Source organism: Gordonia terrae (genome assembly GCF_001698225.1).
GTDB lineage: Bacteria > Actinomycetota > Actinomycetes > Mycobacteriales > Mycobacteriaceae > Gordonia > Gordonia terrae.
Genome location: NZ_CP016594.1, coordinates 5,160,069 through 5,177,361 on the forward strand (window position 1 = coordinate 5,160,069; position 17,293 = coordinate 5,177,361).

Here is a 17,293-nt window from a genome sequence, read left to right on the forward strand (position 1 = left end):
GTGCCCGGCAGGTGCCGTTTAGGTGCCGATCCCTCCCCAGTTCCTGTTGTCTGCGCAGGCAGCCCCCCCTCGCACCCTCTGCGATGTACTCACCGCCACCGCGCGGGCGCACCCGGACGCGGCGGCCATCGACGACGGTGAGATGACCCTCACCTACGGCCAGTTGCTGGCCGTGGTCCGTCGTACCGTCACGCGCCTCGGCGAGGTCGGCGTCGGGCGGGGCAGCCGGGTCGGGATCCGGATGCCCTCGGGCTCGCGAGACCTCTATGTCGCGATCCTGGCGACCCTCTACGCGGGCGCCGCGTACGTGCCGGTCGACGCCGACGACCCGGACGAACGCGCCGAACTCGTCTTCGGCGAGGCCGGTGTCGACGCCATCGTCGACGCCGACGGACCGCGGTCGACCACAGCGACGTCGACGCCCGCGGAACCCCCCGCCCGCCCCACGCCCGACGACGACGCATGGATCATCTTCACGTCCGGGTCCACCGGAAAGCCCAAGGGCGTCGCGGTCACCCATCGCAACGCCGCGGCCTTCGTCGACGCCGAGGCGGCCATGTTCCTCCCGGATGCCCCCATCGGCCCACACGACCGGGTCCTGGCCGGGCTGTCGGTCGCGTTCGACGCGTCGTGTGAGGAGATGTGGCTCGCGTGGCGCAACGGCGCCTGCCTGGTGCCCGCACCGCGCTCGCTGGTTCGCAGCGGCATGGACCTCGGACCGTGGCTGGTGGCACGGGACATCACCGTCGTGTCGACAGTGCCCACGCTGGCCTCACTGTGGCCGCCGGAGGCCCTGGAAGCGGTGCGGCTGTTGATCTTCGGCGGCGAGGCCTGCCCGCCCGAGCTCGCCGACCGGCTGGCCGTCCCGGGCCGCGAGGTCTGGAACACCTACGGCCCGACCGAGGCGACGGTCGTCGCCTGCGCCGCACCACTGGGCGGCGGCGGTCCGGTACGCATCGGATTGCCCTTGCGCGGTTGGGATCTCGCCGTCGTCGACGCCCAGGGCCAACCGGTGGCCGAGGGCGAGGTCGGTGAACTGGTGATCGGCGGCGTCGGCCTGGCCCGGTATCTCGATCCCGCAAAGGATGCGGAGAAGTACGCTCCGATGCCGACACTCGGCTGGGAACGTGCTTATCGCAGTGGCGATCTGGTGCGCCTGGACAACGCAGGCCTGCTGTTCATGGGCCGCGCCGACGACCAGGTCAAGGTCGGCGGCCGGCGTATCGAGCTCGGCGAGATCGACAATGCACTGCAGAACCTGCCCGGGGTGAGCGGCGCCGCGGCCGCCGTTCGCAAGTCCGCGGCGGGCAACAGCCTGCTCGTCGGCTACCTCGTGTCGGCCGATCCCGGCTTCGACGTCGCCGACGCGCACGCCGAGTTGCGCCGCCAACTGCCCGCCGCGATGGTGCCCACCCTTGCCCTTGTCGACGAACTGCCCACGCGCACTTCGGGGAAGGTTGATCGTGATGCGCTGCCCTGGCCCCTGCCGGGCAGCAGCAGACCAGTGGATGACGACGTCGAACTGAGCGAGACCGAGCTCTGGCTGGCGCAACTGTGGACCGATGTCCTCGGGATGACCGTCTCCAGCCCGGACGTCGACTTCTTCGCCGAGGGCGGCGGCTCGCTGGCCGCGGCGCAGCTCGTCACCGCAGTGCGCGAACGATATCCCGACATCTCGGTCGCCGACCTCTACGACCATCCGCGCCTGGGGTCGATGGCCGAGATGCTCGACGCCCGCCGCCCGACGACGAGCATCGACGAACGCCACATCGCACCGACCCCGCGCTCGGCCGGGCTGGCACAGCTCGCGCTGACCGTCCCGCTGACGACGCTCACCGGACTGCAGTGGGCCACCTGGCTCGGCGTGGTCAACAACCTCGCGGTGCTCGCCGCCGAGCGGATGGACCGCACCGTCGAGTGGCTGGTCGAGATCAACTGGTGGGTCCTGCTGGCGGCGTTCCTGATCTTCATCACCCCGCCCGGACGCATGTGCATCGCGGCTCTCGGCGCCCGAGTGCTCCTCGCCGGCGTCTCGCCGGGCGTGTACCCGCGCGGCGGCAGTGTCCACGTGCGGTTGTGGGTCGCCGAGCGACTCCTCGACGCCAGCGGCGCCGCCAACCTGTCCGGGGCACCGTGGATGATCTATCTCGCGCGGGCTCTCGGAGCGACGATCGGGCGCGGCGTCGACCTGCACACCATCCCGCCGGTGACCGGATTGCTCACGGTCGGCGACGGCGCGTCCGTCGAACCCGAGGTCGACATATCCGGCTGGTGGATCGACGGCGACGATGTCCACATCGGGGAGATCGCCATCAAACGCGGCGCGTCGATCGGCGCTCGGTCGACGCTCACCCCGGGCGCGGTCGTCGGACGCGATGCCGTCGTCGCCCCCGGATCAGCGGTGTTCGGCCGGGTCAAGGCCCGCCAGCACTGGGCCGGTTCCCCTGCGGTCAAGATCGGGAAGGCCGAGCATCCGTGGCCCGACCACCGGCCCCCGCGGGCGACCTGGTGGGTACCGATCTACGGGCTGTCGTCGCTCGGGCTGGCCGCGATCCCGCTCATCTCCCTCGCATCCGGCCTGGCGGTGATCGGGGCCTGGGCACTGACCGCGGACCGGTTGCGCGACGCCGGGATTCGCGCGCTGATCCTGCTTCCCGCAGCGACGATCACGAGCCTCTTCGTGTTCGCGGCGATCACCGCGGGCCTGGTCCGGCTCGCCGCGATCGGCCTGCACACCGGGTACCACCCGGTTCGTTCGCGTGTCGGCTGGCAGGTCTGGATCACCGAGCGCCTCCTCGACGCCGCGCGCACGTACCTGTTCCCGCTGTACGCGAGTCTGCTGACCCCGACCTGGTTCCGCGTCCTCGGCGCGAAGGTCGGTGTGGGGACCGAGATCTCCACCGCGCTCGTGCTCCCCCGGTTCACCACCATCGGCGACGGCGCGTTCCTCGCCGACGACACGATGGTCGCGTCGTACGAACTCGGCGGCGGCTGGCTGCACATCGACGAGGCGAAGATCGGCAAGAGGTCCTTCCTCGGCAACTCCGGTATGACCGGTCCCGGCCGCAAGGTCCCCAAGAACGGGCTGGTGGCGGTGTTGTCGGCAACGCCCGATCGGGCGAAATCGGGGTCGAGCTGGCTCGGCAGCCCGCCGGTGCGCCTGCGCCGGACCGCGGCCCAGATCGACACCTCGCGCACCTTCGACCCGCCGGCCACCCTGAAGATCGCCCGCTCACTCATCGAGACGCTGCGCCTGGTGCCCGTCATGGTGTCGTTCGGGCTGGGCGTCGGGCTGCTGCTCGCGCTGCAGTACGTCGCGGTACACGTGCACTACGGGGTCGCGGCCCTGGTGAGCGGCCTGCTCCTGCTCGTCGTCGGCGCGATCGCCTGCATCACCGCCGCCGCGGCCAAATGGCTGGTCGTCGGCCGCATCACAGTGAGCGAGCACCCGCTGTGGAGTTCGTTCGTCTGGCGCAACGAACTGTCCGACGCGTTCGTCGAGACCGTTGCGGCCCCCTGGTTCGCCAACGCCGCGACCGGCACGCCGATCCTCAACCTGTGGCTGCGGATGCTCGGTGCCAAGATCGGCCGGGGCGTCTGGTGCGAGACCTACTGGCTCCCCGAAGCCGACCTGGTCACGCTCGGCGACGGCGCGACCGTGCAACGCGGCTGCGTGGTCCAGACGCATCTGTTCCACGACCGTGTGATGGCCATCGACCGCGTCACGCTCGGGGCCGGGGCGACCCTCGGCCCGCACTGCGTCGCGCTGCCCGCATCCGGACTCGGCGACTCGGCGACCGTCGGGCCGGCGTCGCTGGTCATGCGCGGAGATGTGGTCCCGGCTCACACCCGCTGGCAGGGAAATCCCATCGCTCCCTGGCCCCGCTGATCCGAAAGAACCACATAACTAGTTCCTGCTCCGAAAGAACCACACACACCCACTGCTCCCTGAGGTGCGAGGAGCGCCGGCGCCGGCTGACCCACTGCTCCCTCAGGTGCGAGGAGCGATGGCGACGAGCCACGAAGACATCCCAGGGGTCCAAGGTGTCAAGCGGCGAGGTGTGTGCGGTGGTTCCATGCGGTGTGTTCGTTGTAGGGGGTGCGGTGGGTGAGGCAGCCGTGGAGGATGCCGATGAGCCGGTTGGCGACCGCGCGTAGTGCTTGGGTGTGGGACTTCTTCTGATCGCGGAGGCTGTCGTAGTAGACGCGGGCGCCGGGGCTACCGGTCAGAGCGCTTTGCGCCATGCACAGTGCGGCGGCGTTGAGTCGGGTGTTGCGGATGTGGCGGGCCAACACGACGTGCCCTTTGCCTGAGGCGATGGTGCGTGGTGAGGTGCCGGCATAGTTTCTGCGAGACTTGGCGGTGGCATAGCGTTCGGGGTCATCCCCGAACTCGCCGAGCATCCGGGCGCCGGTGATGTCACCGACTCCGGGCATGGACAGGTAGATCTCGGCGTCCGGATGCGCTCTAAAAGACTGGGCCATAGTGGTTTCCAGTTGGATGATCTGGGTGTTGAGAGCGGCCAGCATTTCCACGGTCGCTGTCACGGTCGCCGCGTAGGCGGCGGTGAGTGCCTCGGGTGCGCCCAGATGGCCGCCACCGCGTAGGGCGTGCTGGATGTCGCGGGCACGGGTATCGGTATTGCGTTGTCGGCCACCCTTTTTCAGGGCCGAGCGGATCGCCGCGACCGATAGTGCCGCACCCTGTCGTGGGGTGGGAGCGCGACGCAACACCGCCAGACAGTCTTTGTGGGCGAGGTCGCCGCCGAAGGCATCGACCGCGGCCGGGTAGTAGGCGCCCAGTTGGGAGCGCAACACATTCTGTTGCGCTGAACGCGCCCACACCAGGTTCTGGTGCGTGCGGGCCATCACCGTGATCGCGTCCGCGGCGACGGTATCGGCGGCGACGAGCCGATGGTTGTGCCGGTCGGTACGCACCAGATCAGCCAGCGTTTTCGCGTCAGCCTTATCGGATTTGGTGCCCCCGACATGGTGGCGGTCGCGGTACCGCGATACCGACAACGGGTTGATCGCGTACACCTGATAGCCCGCGGCGACCAGGGCGGTGACCCACATGCCGTGATCGGTTTCGATCCCGATCACTACCTCGCCAGGCTCTTGGGCATACCGGGCGATCAGTTCATGCATGGTGGTGGCGCCGGCCGCGTTCTCGGGTATTCGGCGGGTGGCCAGGGTGGTGCCGTGTTCATCCATCACGCACACATCGTGATGATCTGATGCCCAGTCGTTGCCCACAAAGATCATGACACTCGTTCACCTCGTCTTCGGTCGTCTCGACGATCTGGTGTGAACCTTTGGGTGATCACCCTGACGCGGCCTAATGGATCAGTGCTCACCCACACGTTCAAGGGGGCACGACATCCCAGAAGCGTTCCAGCGGGTGATCCTCGCCCGGCCGGGCCACGGTCTTCGTGTAGAAATCCGACACCGTTTCAGGGCCTGGCAGTGGTCACCGACCGGGAAGGCTCACACGACCAGCATCCCCTCTAACAGGAAGCCGATCCACCCCCATTAGGGCCTGGTGAGACACCTCGCCAGACCCTTCGTGGCTCGCTTCGCTCGCACCTCAGGGAGCAGATTCGTGGCTCGCTTCGCTCGCATCTCAGGGAGCAGAGATGTGGACCCTTGAGAGTGTTCGTTCGTTGTTCGAGCTCAGACCGTCGGCTCGCCGGCGACCGGCTGCTCGACCTTCTTCGGCAGCGTGAGCAGTGTGGCGATCGACAGTGCGACGAGCATGATGCCGCCGACCCAGGCGAGCACCTCGAGCGAGAAGGCGGGCAGCACCATCATCACGATGCCCGCGATGATCGCGATGATGCCCGAGACGATCGAGAACCAGGTGGGGGCGTGACCGGATCTGGTGATCGCCGCGTACAGGTCGGCGACGCCCTGGAAGATCCAGCCGATGCCGATGAACACCGCGAGCAGCCAGACCGCGTCGCCCGGGCTGAACAGCGCGATCACCCCGGCGAGCAGCACGATTGCGCCCACGATGCCCAGCATCACCCGGACCCCGGTGCCGAGGAACGACGCCGCGAACGCCTGGTAGATACGGAAGATGCCGGCGATGATCAACGAGATCGCGAACAGGACAGCGAGAACGACGATGGTCGGTCCGGGCCACAGGATCGCGATGACCCCGATCACGATGCCGACGATCGACGTGATGATGAGTGCCGTGCGCACGGCACCGACCAGTTCGTCGGGGAAGTGTTTGGTGTAGACCGTGGCGAAAGTCATGGTCGGAGGTTATCGGGCAGTGGAGGATCCGGCGCGCTATTCGCGCAGGAGTGGCACAAACCCGACCGTCGTCGTCGGCCTCGGATGAACAGGGGGTAAAGAGTAACGATGACCAACATCGCGTTCTTCGAGCCGATCAGCGCAGACGGCCGGCCCGACGAGGGAATCCGGTACCGGCCGACCACCTTCGCCGCCAGCCTGTGGGCACCCGGGACCCTGAACGGCCCCGCGGTGTGCGGCCTCGCCGCGCGAGCAGTCGAGGCCGAGTTCGGCCGTCACGAGTCAGGCGGGGACGAGTTCGTACCGGCCCGATGCACGATCGATCTGTTCAAGGCCGCGCGGGACATCGTGACGTCGACGCGAGTCCGCGTCGTCCGATCCGGCGGCCGCATCCGAGTCCTCGACGTCGATGTGGTGCAGCATCCCGACGACGCCGACGAGGTGGTCGTCGCCCGCGCCACGACGGTGTTCCTGCGCACCTCGACCAATCCCCCCGGCCGGCGGTGGCATCGCCCCGCGGACGCGGTCACCTTCCATCCGCCGGAGATCGCCTCCGACGACGATCTGTCGCCCCGGTTCGCCTCCGACGCCGCGGACGACACCGTCGGCGAGTGGGAGCGGGACATGGCGAATCACCAGAACGGCCATCGCAAACGGATGTGGTCTCGCGCCGCACCCATCGTGGCGGGTGAGAAACTCACCCCGTTCCAGCGTGCGGTCATCAGCGCCGAGTCCGCGAGCCTCGTGTCGAACTGGGGCACCACCGGCATCGGCTTCATCAACTGCGACCTCACCGTTGCCCTGAGCCGGCTGCCGTCGGGTGAGCGGATCGGCGTCGAGGCCGACGTCCACATCGAGGACGACGGCGTCTCGGTCAGCAACGCGGGCCTCTTCGACGCGCATGGGATGTTCGGGACCGCGCTGGTGACCGCGGTGAACAACGCCGCGGCGCAGATCGACTTCACCACCGTGGACACCTCGGAGCGCTATCGGGAAGCCTGAGGCCACACGACATTTAGCCGTGCAAAGCACCGTAGTGCACCTCACACATCTCTCTCAGGTCTTGATAAGGTCACGGCCATGACACGGCGCCTCTCACGGCTTTTCCTGGGTCTTGTCGTCTCTGTACTGGCTGTTGCCTTGACGACCACCCTGGCCGCCTCACCCGCTCACGCCGCCCGCTACGCCAACGGCCCGGCGACCATCGTCAACCGGCTGACCGGCCCGTTCGCCATGAACGACACGATCGGACGGTTCAACATCGTCGGCACCGATCTCGGTGTCATGTGGGACAACGGACGGGGCGAGATCCTCACGGCCTTCGGCGACACCCAGTCGTTCAACGGATGGTCCCTGCTGTACGGCGAGCTCTTCTACTGGCGGTCGAACGTCCTGCTCCGGAGCACCGACCGGCATCTCAACGACGGCATGACATTCACCTCACACGCGGGCCGCCCCGGACATGCCAAGCGGTTGCTGAAGCCGAACGTCCGGCGCGAGGTCACCATCATCCCGACCGCCGGCGTGGCCGCCAACGGCAAGCAGTACATGACCGTGATGTCGGTGAAACGCTGGGACTCGCCGGGCATCTGGACCACCAACTGGGCCGGCCTCGTCTCCTCCTCGGACAACGGCGAGAACTGGCGAGCGGTGAACGCCTTCCGCCCCAACGGCGGCGGCAACAAGAAGTTCCAGATGGGCGCCTTCCTCAAGGTCGGCAAGACCGTCTACTACTACGGCACCCCCGACGGACGCTGGGGCGGCGTCTATCTCGCGCGCGTGGACGAGAAGGACATCGAGAATCTCGGCAAGTGGCAGTACTTCTCCTACGGCCGGTGGGTTCCGGGCAACCCCGATGCCGCCACCCCGGTGATGGGCGCGCCGACCGGTGAACTGTCGGTGCAGTGGAACGACTACCTCGGCAAGTACATCTCATTGGCCAGCCAGGACGTCGGCGTCACTCTGCGGACCGCCGACAACCCCTGGGGCCCATGGACTTCCGGCGAGATCGTCGCACCCTCGGTGGACCCGTACACGGGGTACGCGCCCTACATCCATCCGTGGTCGAAGGGCAGCACGCTCTACTTCACCTACTCGATCTCGATCGGGTACCAGGTCTATCTGATGCGGCTCCCGCTGCGCCGCGGTTGATCTCGATCCCTGCCACCGACGCGTCGGGGCGGCCGACGTCCGTTTCCGGATGCGACCGCCCCGACGCCGTCTCCCGGGACGATCAGCTCTGGCCGAGCATGCCCTTCATCTGATCGATCTCGGCCTGCTGAGTCCTCTTGACCTCCTGGGCAAGAGCTTTCGTCGCCGGGTCGACGCCGTCGGCGAGTACCGCATCGGCCATCGCGATGGCGCCCTCGTGGTGTCGGATCATGCCCTCGAGCCACAACCGGTCGAACTCCGTGCCGCGCGCGTCCCGCAGGGCGGTCATCTGGTCCGGGCTGAGCATGCCGGGCATCGCGGAGTGACCGCCATGCCCCATGTTCTCGTGGCTGTCGTCGGGATCGTCTTTACCGACGCCCCAACTCTCGAGCCGGTCCTCCATCTGCTCGATCTCGGCATCCTGCGCCTTCTCGATCGTCGATGCGAGGGCGATCAGCTCCGCATTGTCGGTACGGCCCTCGACGAGTTCGGCCATCGCGACGGCCTGCCGGTGATGTCCGATCATCGTGGAGGTGAATTCGACGTCGGCCTCGTTGTGGGCAGCCGACGCCGACGCGGACGCCGTGGCCGACTCCGACACCGAGGTGGACGCGGACGGAGTGTCACTCGGCGATTCGTCGGGCGAACAACCGGCGATCGCGATGAGTCCCGCCGCGGTCAGGCCGATTGCTGCTACCGCGCGGATTCGGCGTCGAGAGGTGTTGTGTGCGTGCATAGTGAGTTCCTTGCTGCTTGTTGAACACCCGGCGGGCGCGACGGCCGGCCAGGGTGAGAAGAGATGACGGCATGACGGACCGAGCGGTCCGCGGGGGTCACCTCAGCAGCGAATCACCTGTAGTTGCAGATGGGAATACACGGCCCACGGCGGCGGTCGGCCCAGGACCGTCGTACGTCGTCGCGCGGTGTCGGAGATTCGTGGCAGAACGGCGAGCGACCAGACGAGCAACACGAGCACCACGGCCGGGAGGTCGACACCCGAGGCGCGGATGAAGACGCAGTCATGGGAGTGTTCGCCGCAGTCGTCGGTCCCGGTCATCTCGGGTGCGGCGGTCATCGTCGACGACGAGGTGAACGCCGAATGGTCCGCGTGGTGGGACATACCGCGGTCAGATCGTCCCGGCTCGCTCGCTTCGCTCCCGGCGCCGGGATGGCCCGACACCACCGTGTGCATCAGCATCACGGCGACTGCGAGCGCGAGGATGAACCCGCGGCGCCGGACCTCGGCGCCGCGACCGGTTTCTCGGCGACGACTCACGGTGGCCAGGTTACGAGGTCACGATGCCGACGTCGACGCCCTGGCGTCATCGGGAACGGGGTCGTCCCCCGATTCGGCCGCCTCCTCGGCGGCTCGCCGGCGTTGACGTGGGATCAGTATCTTGCGGTCGATGATCTGATAGGTCGCCACCACCGCCGCGGCCAGCGCCCACCCGAGCACGATGTCGAAGATGTAGTGCTCGGCCGTGTACACCAGGGCGAACGCCATCGCGAGCGCATAGCCCATGAACAGTGTTTTGCCCAATGCCTTCACGCGTGGCCACATGAAGAGCGCGAGGAGCATCGTCAGACCGGCATGCAGCGACGGGATCGCGGCCACCAGGTTGGACTTGCCCTGCCCGACCTCGACCAGGTTCGACGCCGCGTGGATGTTGAGGAAGCCCCAACCGCGCGCGGAGATCCGTTCGACGTACGGATTGGCGTCGGGGTACTCGTTGTCGAGCGGGCCGAGCAGCCCGCCCGGTTCCTTCGCCTCGGGCGAGTACATGCAGATGGGGTCGCGTGGGAAGTCCTGGACCTCGGCGGCGGTGCAACGCGCGGCGGCCCACGGCGGCGCGCCCGGGACGAGCGTGTACCCGACGAGGGCGAGGAACGTCGTCGCCACGAAGCATGCCGCGTAGCGACGCCACGCGGCCCGATCCTTCAGCCACAACACCGCCGCGACGGCGTACGGAATGATGAAGTACGACATGTAGACGACGCTGACGATGACCTCCCACCAGGGCGGGCTCGCCTGCTTGAGGTGCTCCTGCAGCCACGCGGTGGGATTGACCCCACCGGTCAGCCAGGCGTCGAAGTCGATCGCCAGATGCCAGTGGGTGGGCATGTCGACGATGCGCGCGACGTCGCGCGTCCAGTCGTAGAGGATCAGGATCAGCGCGAACGGCGCCCAGTCGATGAGGATCGTGATGAACTTGCGCCGGCCGATGCAGGCGGCCGCGAGTCCCAGGCACATCAGGACGATCAGGCGCGTGCGGTCGAAGGCCAGGCCGTAGAGCGCGACGTGCACCGCCATCAGCACGATCCAGGCGCCGATCGCGATGCGTCGGACCATCGTCAGATCACGACGGCTCTCCGGGTCGGCCTCCATCTCGGCCGCGGCGGCCAGATCGTCGAGGACCGGGGACACTCCCGCCGGGCCGGTGTCGTCGCCGTCGACGTCGTCGCGTTCGGTGTCCACCGAGGAATCCGATGTGGCGGTGGTCGTCTCGGCACTCTCGCGCTCATCGCGCTTGGAAGATCTGCCCGGCTGCGGGACGCCCACCGACTCGTCGACACTCACCCGACACAACCCCGCCTGTCACACCCCGCAGGGCAACCACCCACTTAACCTGCCGTCAGTGTAATGGCCATCTCCCGTTGGCGAGCCACCCCGACGGCCAGGCATGTCGGATTCGAGCGCTTTCGGCGAGGCGGCACGCACCCGACCCGCGCCTTCGGCGGTTTTCTCGGACGCCTCGCCCGGCGGGGTGTTGTGGATCACACTGGAGGCGTCGATCCCCTGAAGGAGGTCTCGGTGCCCAATCGCTACCTGCGCTACGGCGACCAGCGCTACATCATCAACAAGGAGGCGGAGGCCCGCCTGAACCGCACCCTCGACGCGGTCTACGCCGACGGAACCCGCGGACACGAGTGGCTGAACCTCTATCACGACAGCGCGGCACCCTGTCGGCTCCTCATCGCCCCCGGGGTGCCGATCACCATCGAGACCGAGCCGTGCCTGGGTGAGTGACGCACGGGTCCGGGGTCGAGACGCGGCCGGACGTACGTCGCCCCTCCTCGGGTGTGTCCGCGTATCGGCGTCGACGGGGGCGTCGGCCCGTCGGTGAGGGCAACTATCGTTGTCGCATGCGCATCGGAGCACATCTTCGCGAGGACGCCGACCCACTGGCCACGGCCGCCGAACTCGGGATCGACGTCTTCCAGATGTTCGTCACAGACCCTCAGAGCTGGAAGAAGCCGCAGCCCAACCCTCGGGCGGCGGAGTTCCGTGAGTCCGACATCGACGTCGTCGTGCACTCCAGCTACCAGATCAACGTCGCGAGCCTGAACAACCGGTTGCGGATGCCGTCGCGCAAGGCCGTCGAACAGCAGGCGGCCGCTGCCGCCGAGCTGGGTGCCTTCGGACTCGTGGTCCACGGCGGCCATCTGCGTGACGGCGAGGACAGCGCCGAGGGTTTCGCCAACTGGCGCAAGCTCTTCGACCGCCAGATCGACAAAGGCGGCTTCGGCGTCCCGATCCTGATCGAGAACACCGCAGGCGGCGACCACGCGATGGCGCGCACGCTGGAGTCCATCGACCGGCTGTGGGAGGCCGTCGGCGACTTCGATCAGGCGGGCTTCTGTCTCGACACGTGCCACGCCTGGGCGGGCGGCGAAGACCTCGTCGGGCTCGTCGAGCGGGTCCGCCAGATCACCGGCCGGATCGATCTGGTGCATCTCAACAACTCTCGCGACGAGTTCGACTCCGGCCGCGACCGGCACGCCAACCTCGCGTCGGGCCACATCGACCCCGAGGTCCTCGTCGCGGTCGCCGAGGCGGCGGGCGCGCCGGTCATCCTGGAGACCCCGGGCGACGGCATTCCCGACGACCTCGCCTATCTGCGCGAGTCGCTGTAGTTCGTCACGTCACCGGACCGGGTAGGCGGCGACGTTCATGACGACCGTCCCCCGGCAGGGCCCGCCGTAGATCGTGGTCCGCCACACGCCCTTCAGGGATCCGTCGCTCTGCGGCTTGTAGGTCGCGACCGACCGCGCCGGACGCCACACCTTGGGCACGCCGACCCCCTGCCAGCAATCCCACTGCCAGCTGTAGCGATGCACCCAGGAACCGTTCTGCCAGGTGTATCGCGGTGGTTGCGGCAGCGTCGGATTGGCCGGCTTGGGTCCGCCGACGACGGTCGCGACGCATCGGCTGCGCACACAATCGGTGTCGAAGGTGTAGTCGTCGGAGAAGTCGGGCTCGCGTTGGCGTGCCGCCAGGCTGGTCCCGGTCTTGGAAGCCGCGAACCGCTTGAGCGAGTACACGCCGTCCCAGGTCGGCTTGGGCGCCGCGTCGGCGGAAGCGACGCTCACCAGCAACCCGGCGGCCAGGGCGAGGATCACGGTCACGATGCTCGCCGGAACGACCACCATATTTCGGCGTCCGGCGATGGGAGATCTGCGCATTCACCCATTGCAGCGCAGATCCGGGCGGCGCGTCGGCGTTGGGCGATTCTCGTCGTCGTACCCGCGGGCGCAGATCACACATCTTCCGATTGATCCGGCGAGAAGATGGGGCTATTCTATGGTTACCGGCGAGTAACATAGCTCGGACCGACCAGGCCCCTCACCCGGCCGGTACGCGCACACCCGTGGGCGATCGGACCGGGTCGAGGATGCCAACGCAGACGGCCACACCAGACAAGGAACCACCATGGGCCATTACAAGAGCAACATGCGCGACCTGCAGTTCAACCTCTTCGAACTGTTCGAGCTCGACAAGGTACTGGAGTCCGGCGACTTCGGTGACCTCGACCGCGAGACCGCCGTCGACATGCTGCGCGAGGTCCGCGCGCTGGCCGAGGGTCCGATTGCCGAGTCCTTCGTCGACGCCGATCGCAATCCCCCGGTCTTCGATCCCGACGAGCACAGCGTCACGATCCCCGAGTCCTTCAAGAAGTCCTACAACGCCCTGGTCGAGGGCGGCTGGGACAAGATCGGCATCGCCGAGGAACTGGGCGGACTCCCCGCTCCCCGGTCGCTGTACTGGGCGATCGGCGAGATGATCCTCGGCGCGAACCCGCCCGTGTTCATGTACGCCGCCGGCGCCGGCTTCGCCAACATCTTCTACAACAACGGCACCGATGAGCAGAAGAAGTGGGCCGCCATCTGTTCCGAGCGCGGCTGGGGCGCCACCATGGTGCTGACCGAGCCCGACGCCGGCTCCGACGTGGGCGCCGGACGCACCAAGGCCGTGGAGCAGGAGGACGGCTCCTGGCACATCGACGGCGTGAAGCGGTTCATCACCTCGGCCGATCAGGACATGACCGAGAACATCTTCCACCTCGTGCTCGCCCGCCCCGAGGGCGCCGGGCCGGGCACCAAGGGCCTGTCGCTGTTCTTCGTGCCCAAGTTCCACTTCGACTTCGAGACCGGCGAACTCGGCGAGCGCAACGGCGTCTACGTCACCAACGTCGAGCACAAGATGGGCATCAAGGCGTCGGCCACCTGTGAGGTCACCTTCGGTCAGCACGGCACCCCGGCCAAGGGCTGGCTCGTCGGCGACGTCCACAAGGGTATCGCGCAGATGTTCGAGGTCATCGAGCACGCGCGAATGATGGTGGGCACCAAGGCCATCTCGACTCTGTCGACCGGCTACCTGAACGCGCTCGAGTACGCCAAGGAGCGCATCCAGGGTGCGGACATGACGCAGATGACCGACAAGGCCGCACCGCGCGTGTCGATCACCCATCATCCCGACGTGCGTCGTTCGCTGATGACCCAGAAGGCCTACGCCGAGGGTCTGCGCGCGATCTACCTCTACACCGCGTCGCATCAGGACACCGCCGCCGCGAAGATCGTCTCCGGCGCCGACCCCGAGATGGCCCACCGCGTCAACGATCTGCTGCTCCCGATCGTCAAGGGCGTCGGCTCCGAGCGCGCCTACGGCACCCTCGGTCACGAGTCGCTGCAGACGCTGGGCGGTTCGGGCTTCCTCCAGGACTACCCGATCGAGCAGTACATCCGTGACTCGAAGATCGACTCGCTCTACGAGGGCACCACGGCCATCCAGGCCCAGGACTTCTTCTTCCGCAAGATCATCCGCGACAAGGGCCAGGCCCTCGCACACGTCGCCGGACAGATCCAGACCTTCATCGACTCCGAGGCGGGCAACGGCCGGCTGAAGACCGAGCGGGCACTGCTGAAGACCGCACTCGACGACGTGCAGGCGATGGCAGCCTCGCTGACCAACGATCTGATGGCGGCACAGGAGAACTCGGCCGAGCTGTACAAGGTCGGACTCGGTTCGGTCCGCTTCCTGATGGCGGTCGGCGACCTACTCATCGGCTGGCTGCTCCTCCGCCAGTCCGAGGTGGCTCTCGCGGCCCTCGACAACGGGGCCTCCGACGCCGACAAGTCCTTCTACGAGGGCAAGGTCGCCGTGGCGAGCTTCTTCGCGAAGAACATGCTGCCGCTCCTCACCGCGGTCCGCGTGACCGTCGAGAACATCGACAACGACATCATGGAGCTCGACGAAGCGGCCTTCTGAGGCAAAAGGAGTCAGACGGAAGGCCGCCCGCCGAGGGACATCATGGAGCTCGACGAAGCGGCCTTCTGAGCTACTTCACGAACAAAAGAGAACTTCCACCGGCGAATCCGCCGGTGGGAGTTCTCGTCCATGTGGACTCGGCGCAGATCACTCGATGACGCTGAAGCAGTAACCGACCGGCCGCGGCTTGTCCGCGAAATAGCTGCCATCTGCGTCGGGGCACTCGGGCTCACCCGAAGCCTTGGTGTCGACGCGGATGTTGGTTCCGCCGGAAACCGGTGCACCGCATTCGATCTCACGGATCTCGGCGAGGGCAGTGCCGGTGGTCGCGGCCGGCAGGTAGTAGCAACGCCCCTCCTGGTACACCGGCGCAAGGCACAGGGCACCATCCTGGCCCGCCACCCAGTAGCGCGAGTAGTTGGCGCCGCACAGTCCCTGCGTGATGGACTTCTCCGCGACGACATAGTGGAAGTCGGTGTCGCCGCACGACACTTCCTTGGCCTTGAGCGTGTCCGGTTCCGCGGTCACGACGATGCACTCGCCCGCCTCGACGTCACTGACGTCCGTGATCCCACCACCCTGCGACGCGGACAGCAACACCCTCGCCACGCCGCCGGCGATCACGATGAGCAGCAGTACGCCCACGACGCCCAGCGCGACCCACAACCCGGTGCGCTTCTTCTTCGGCGGCGGCGGGAACGGCGGGCCGGGCGGGTACATCCCACCCGGCATCGGGCCACCCTGATAGGGCGGCGGCGTGCCATAGGGCACCTGGTTCGGTGGCGGAGCACCGTAGTGCTGATTCGGTGGCGGGTACCCGCCCTGCGGTGGATACTGCCCGGGCTGTGGGTGTGGCCCGAATCGAGGGTCCCCCGGTTGATATGGCGAGTTCGTCACGCCGCGAAGACTACCGGTGAGCATTGAAACGTCCAGCGCACCGGCATTCGGCAACCGAACCGCACGTCCACCACTTTTCGGCACATCCACCCCTTCTGAAGGGGGTGGATACACCGAAAAGTGGTGGGTTTGCAAACCGGTCAGACCGCCTTCTTGCGCTTCCGATGTCCTGCGCGGGCCGAGACCGCGGCGCCGAGGAGGATCATCCGCATCGTGCGCTCGGCGGCGTCGGCGAGAAGTTGTTCGCCGTTGGCGACGGCCTCCGACAGCGCCATGGGTACCGCGATGATCGATGCGATCGCCCCGATCCCGACATCGTGGACCGACGGTGCGCCGTGACCGAGAGACCCGGCCAGCGCGACCACCGGAACGCCTCGAAGCTGCGCGCGGCGGGCCACCTCAGCGGGCACCTTCCCGTGCGGGGTCTGGAAGTCGATGGAACCCTCGGCCGTGATCACGAGGTCGGCCTTGCCGATCCGATGATCGAGGTCGATACCCGACAGGCCGGAATCGAGCAGGGCGTCGAACCGTGATCGCAGGATTCCGCCGATCGCGGCGAGTCCCGCACCGAGGCCGCCCGAGGCGCCGGAACCGGGCCCGTGGCGATAGTCGATGTCGGGCAACCCGTCCCGCTGCAGGACATCCGCCCAGACGTCGAGCGCAGCCGCCAGCTCGTCCACCTGTACGGGCGTCGCCCCCTTCTGCGGTCCGAAGACTCGCGCGACACCGTTCGGCCCCGTGAGGACGTTGTGCGGATTGCCCGCGATCACCATCTCGGTCTCACGGAGGCGGGGATGCAGACCGGTCAGATCCAGCGACGCCGCGCGTGCGAGTTCACCACCACCGCGGCCGATCTCGTGCCCGGCATCATCCAGAACGCGCGCGCCGAGGGCCTGGAGCGCCCCGGCACCGCCGTCGCACGTGCCCGAATCGCCGCAGCCGACGAGGATCGCCGACACACCCGCATCGAGCGCGGCGGCGATCAACTGTCCGACACCGAAGGTGGTGGTCGCACCCGGATCCCGCTGACCCGCCGGGACGAGCGCCAGTCCCGCGGCGGCGGCCATCTCGACGACACCGATGCGATTCCGGCCGACGCCCACCTCGGCCCAGTGCGACTTCACGGGATCGCCGGTGGGGCCGCAGACGGTCAGCTCGTGGAGCCGCCCGTTGCCCGCGGCGGCCAGGATGCGCGCCGTTCCCTCGCCGCCGTCGGCGATGGGCGCGATGTCGACCCGCACCCCGGGGAGCGTGCGCCGGACCCCCGCGGCGATGGCACCGGCCACCGACACGGCGTCGAGGCTCTCCTTGAAACCACTCGGGGCGACCAGGATTCGTTGCGGAACTCGGACGGACATCGGCACTCCTGTTGATCGATCGGACGAGGTCTTGACGATGGGGCGGGACAGGTGCCCCAGGCACTGTCGGGACAGTCGC

Annotated in this window: 14 protein-coding genes; 6 read left to right on the forward strand and 8 right to left on the reverse strand. The window is 67.8% G+C overall.

Going from position 1 to position 17,293, the window contains the following annotated elements; genetic code table 11:
* The first annotated feature begins 22 nt into the window (after positions 1 to 22).
* On the forward strand, positions 23 to 3,889 hold the full coding sequence (locus BCM27_RS22860) for a Pls/PosA family non-ribosomal peptide synthetase (RefSeq protein ID WP_033205178.1): 3,867 nt from the start codon (positions 23 to 25) through the stop codon (positions 3,887 to 3,889).
* A 158-nt stretch (positions 3,890 to 4,047) separates the two neighbouring features.
* Here the strand turns inward: BCM27_RS22860 and BCM27_RS22865 are convergent, their stop codons facing one another.
* Both BCM27_RS22865 and BCM27_RS22870 read right to left on the reverse strand, forming a co-directional pair.
* Entirely contained in the window at positions 4,048 to 5,265 is a 1,218-nt protein-coding gene (locus BCM27_RS22865; protein WP_068884424.1) for an IS110 family RNA-guided transposase, read from the reverse strand.
* Positions 5,266 to 5,673: 408 nt separating this feature from the next.
* Positions 5,674 to 6,261, reverse strand: coding sequence for an HdeD family acid-resistance protein (locus tag BCM27_RS22870; protein WP_004023718.1), 588 nt, complete (start codon positions 6,259 to 6,261; stop codon positions 5,674 to 5,676).
* A gap of 108 nt (positions 6,262 to 6,369) precedes the next feature.
* On the opposite strand from BCM27_RS22870, the gene BCM27_RS22875 reads away from it, so the two are divergent.
* Both BCM27_RS22875 and BCM27_RS22880 read left to right on the forward strand, forming a co-directional pair.
* Positions 6,370 to 7,263, forward strand: a complete 894-nt coding sequence (locus tag BCM27_RS22875; protein WP_004023719.1) for an acyl-CoA thioesterase domain-containing protein — start codon at positions 6,370 to 6,372, stop codon at positions 7,261 to 7,263.
* A gap of 78 nt (positions 7,264 to 7,341) precedes the next feature.
* On the forward strand, positions 7,342 to 8,412 hold the full coding sequence (locus BCM27_RS22880) for a DUF4185 domain-containing protein (protein ID WP_004023720.1): 1,071 nt from the start codon (positions 7,342 to 7,344) through the stop codon (positions 8,410 to 8,412).
* Between the two features lie 82 nt (positions 8,413 to 8,494).
* On the opposite strand, the gene BCM27_RS22885 is transcribed toward BCM27_RS22880, so the two are convergent.
* The 3 genes from BCM27_RS22885 to BCM27_RS22895 all read right to left on the reverse strand — a co-directional run bounded on the left by BCM27_RS22885 (position 8,495) and on the right by BCM27_RS22895 (position 10,990).
* On the reverse strand, positions 8,495 to 9,148 hold the full coding sequence (locus BCM27_RS22885) for a DUF305 domain-containing protein (protein ID WP_004023721.1): 654 nt from the start codon (positions 9,146 to 9,148) through the stop codon (positions 8,495 to 8,497).
* Positions 9,149 to 9,250: 102 nt separating this feature from the next.
* Positions 9,251 to 9,688 carry a hypothetical protein gene (locus tag BCM27_RS22890; protein ID WP_004023722.1) on the reverse strand — a complete coding sequence of 146 codons (438 nt, stop codon included), beginning with the start codon at positions 9,686 to 9,688 and terminating at the stop codon, positions 9,251 to 9,253.
* An 18-nt stretch (positions 9,689 to 9,706) separates the two neighbouring features.
* On the reverse strand, positions 9,707 to 10,990 hold the full coding sequence (locus BCM27_RS22895) for a phosphatase PAP2 family protein (protein ID WP_052369254.1): 1,284 nt from the start codon (positions 10,988 to 10,990) through the stop codon (positions 9,707 to 9,709).
* A 234-nt stretch (positions 10,991 to 11,224) separates the two neighbouring features.
* On the opposite strand from BCM27_RS22895, the gene BCM27_RS22900 reads away from it, so the two are divergent.
* Complete coding sequence (locus BCM27_RS22900) at positions 11,225 to 11,440, forward strand: hypothetical protein (protein ID WP_004023724.1); 216 nt, start codon at positions 11,225 to 11,227, stop codon at positions 11,438 to 11,440.
* Positions 11,441 to 11,556: 116 nt separating this feature from the next.
* A complete protein-coding gene (locus BCM27_RS22905) occupies positions 11,557 to 12,327 on the forward strand; it encodes a deoxyribonuclease IV (protein ID WP_004023725.1) in 771 nt (256 codons plus the stop codon).
* 9 nt (positions 12,328 to 12,336) lie between these two features.
* Here the strand turns inward: BCM27_RS22905 and BCM27_RS22910 are convergent, their stop codons facing one another.
* A complete protein-coding gene (locus BCM27_RS22910) occupies positions 12,337 to 12,843 on the reverse strand; it encodes an Rv2253 family sensor-like surface protein (RefSeq protein WP_004023726.1) in 507 nt (168 codons plus the stop codon).
* A 280-nt stretch (positions 12,844 to 13,123) separates the two neighbouring features.
* Here BCM27_RS22910 and BCM27_RS22915 point away from each other — a divergent pair, with 280 nt between their 5' ends.
* Positions 13,124 to 14,959, forward strand: a complete 1,836-nt coding sequence (locus BCM27_RS22915) for an acyl-CoA dehydrogenase (RefSeq protein ID WP_004023727.1) — start codon at positions 13,124 to 13,126, stop codon at positions 14,957 to 14,959.
* A 147-nt stretch (positions 14,960 to 15,106) separates the two neighbouring features.
* Here BCM27_RS22915 and BCM27_RS22920 read toward each other — a convergent pair whose 3' ends face one another.
* Complete coding sequence (locus BCM27_RS22920) at positions 15,107 to 15,856, reverse strand: LppU/SCO3897 family protein (protein ID WP_239450630.1); 750 nt, start codon at positions 15,854 to 15,856, stop codon at positions 15,107 to 15,109.
* A gap of 140 nt (positions 15,857 to 15,996) precedes the next feature.
* Positions 15,997 to 17,214, reverse strand: a complete 1,218-nt coding sequence (locus BCM27_RS22925; RefSeq protein WP_004023730.1) for a glycerate kinase family protein — start codon at positions 17,212 to 17,214, stop codon at positions 15,997 to 15,999.
* Positions 17,215 to 17,293: the final 79 nt, after the last annotated feature.

Coding starts and splice junctions, on each gene's coding strand:
- BCM27_RS22865 (WP_068884424.1), bottom strand. CDS start 5,265: ATGATCTTTGTGGGCAACGACTGGGCATCAGATCATCACGATGTGTGC.
- BCM27_RS22875 (WP_004023719.1), top strand. CDS start 6,370: ATGACCAACATCGCGTTCTTCGAGCCGATCAGCGCAGACGGCCGGCCC.
- BCM27_RS22905 (WP_004023725.1), top strand. CDS start 11,557: ATGCGCATCGGAGCACATCTTCGCGAGGACGCCGACCCACTGGCCACG.
- BCM27_RS22915 (WP_004023727.1), top strand. CDS start 13,124: ATGGGCCATTACAAGAGCAACATGCGCGACCTGCAGTTCAACCTCTTC.
- BCM27_RS22925 (WP_004023730.1), bottom strand. CDS start 17,214: ATGTCCGTCCGAGTTCCGCAACGAATCCTGGTCGCCCCGAGTGGTTTC.
- BCM27_RS22910 (WP_004023726.1), bottom strand. CDS start 12,843: ATGGTGGTCGTTCCGGCGAGCATCGTGACCGTGATCCTCGCCCTGGCC.
- BCM27_RS22880 (WP_004023720.1), top strand. CDS start 7,342: ATGACACGGCGCCTCTCACGGCTTTTCCTGGGTCTTGTCGTCTCTGTA.
- BCM27_RS22885 (WP_004023721.1), bottom strand. CDS start 9,148: ATGCACGCACACAACACCTCTCGACGCCGAATCCGCGCGGTAGCAGCA.
- BCM27_RS22870 (WP_004023718.1), bottom strand. CDS start 6,261: ATGACTTTCGCCACGGTCTACACCAAACACTTCCCCGACGAACTGGTC.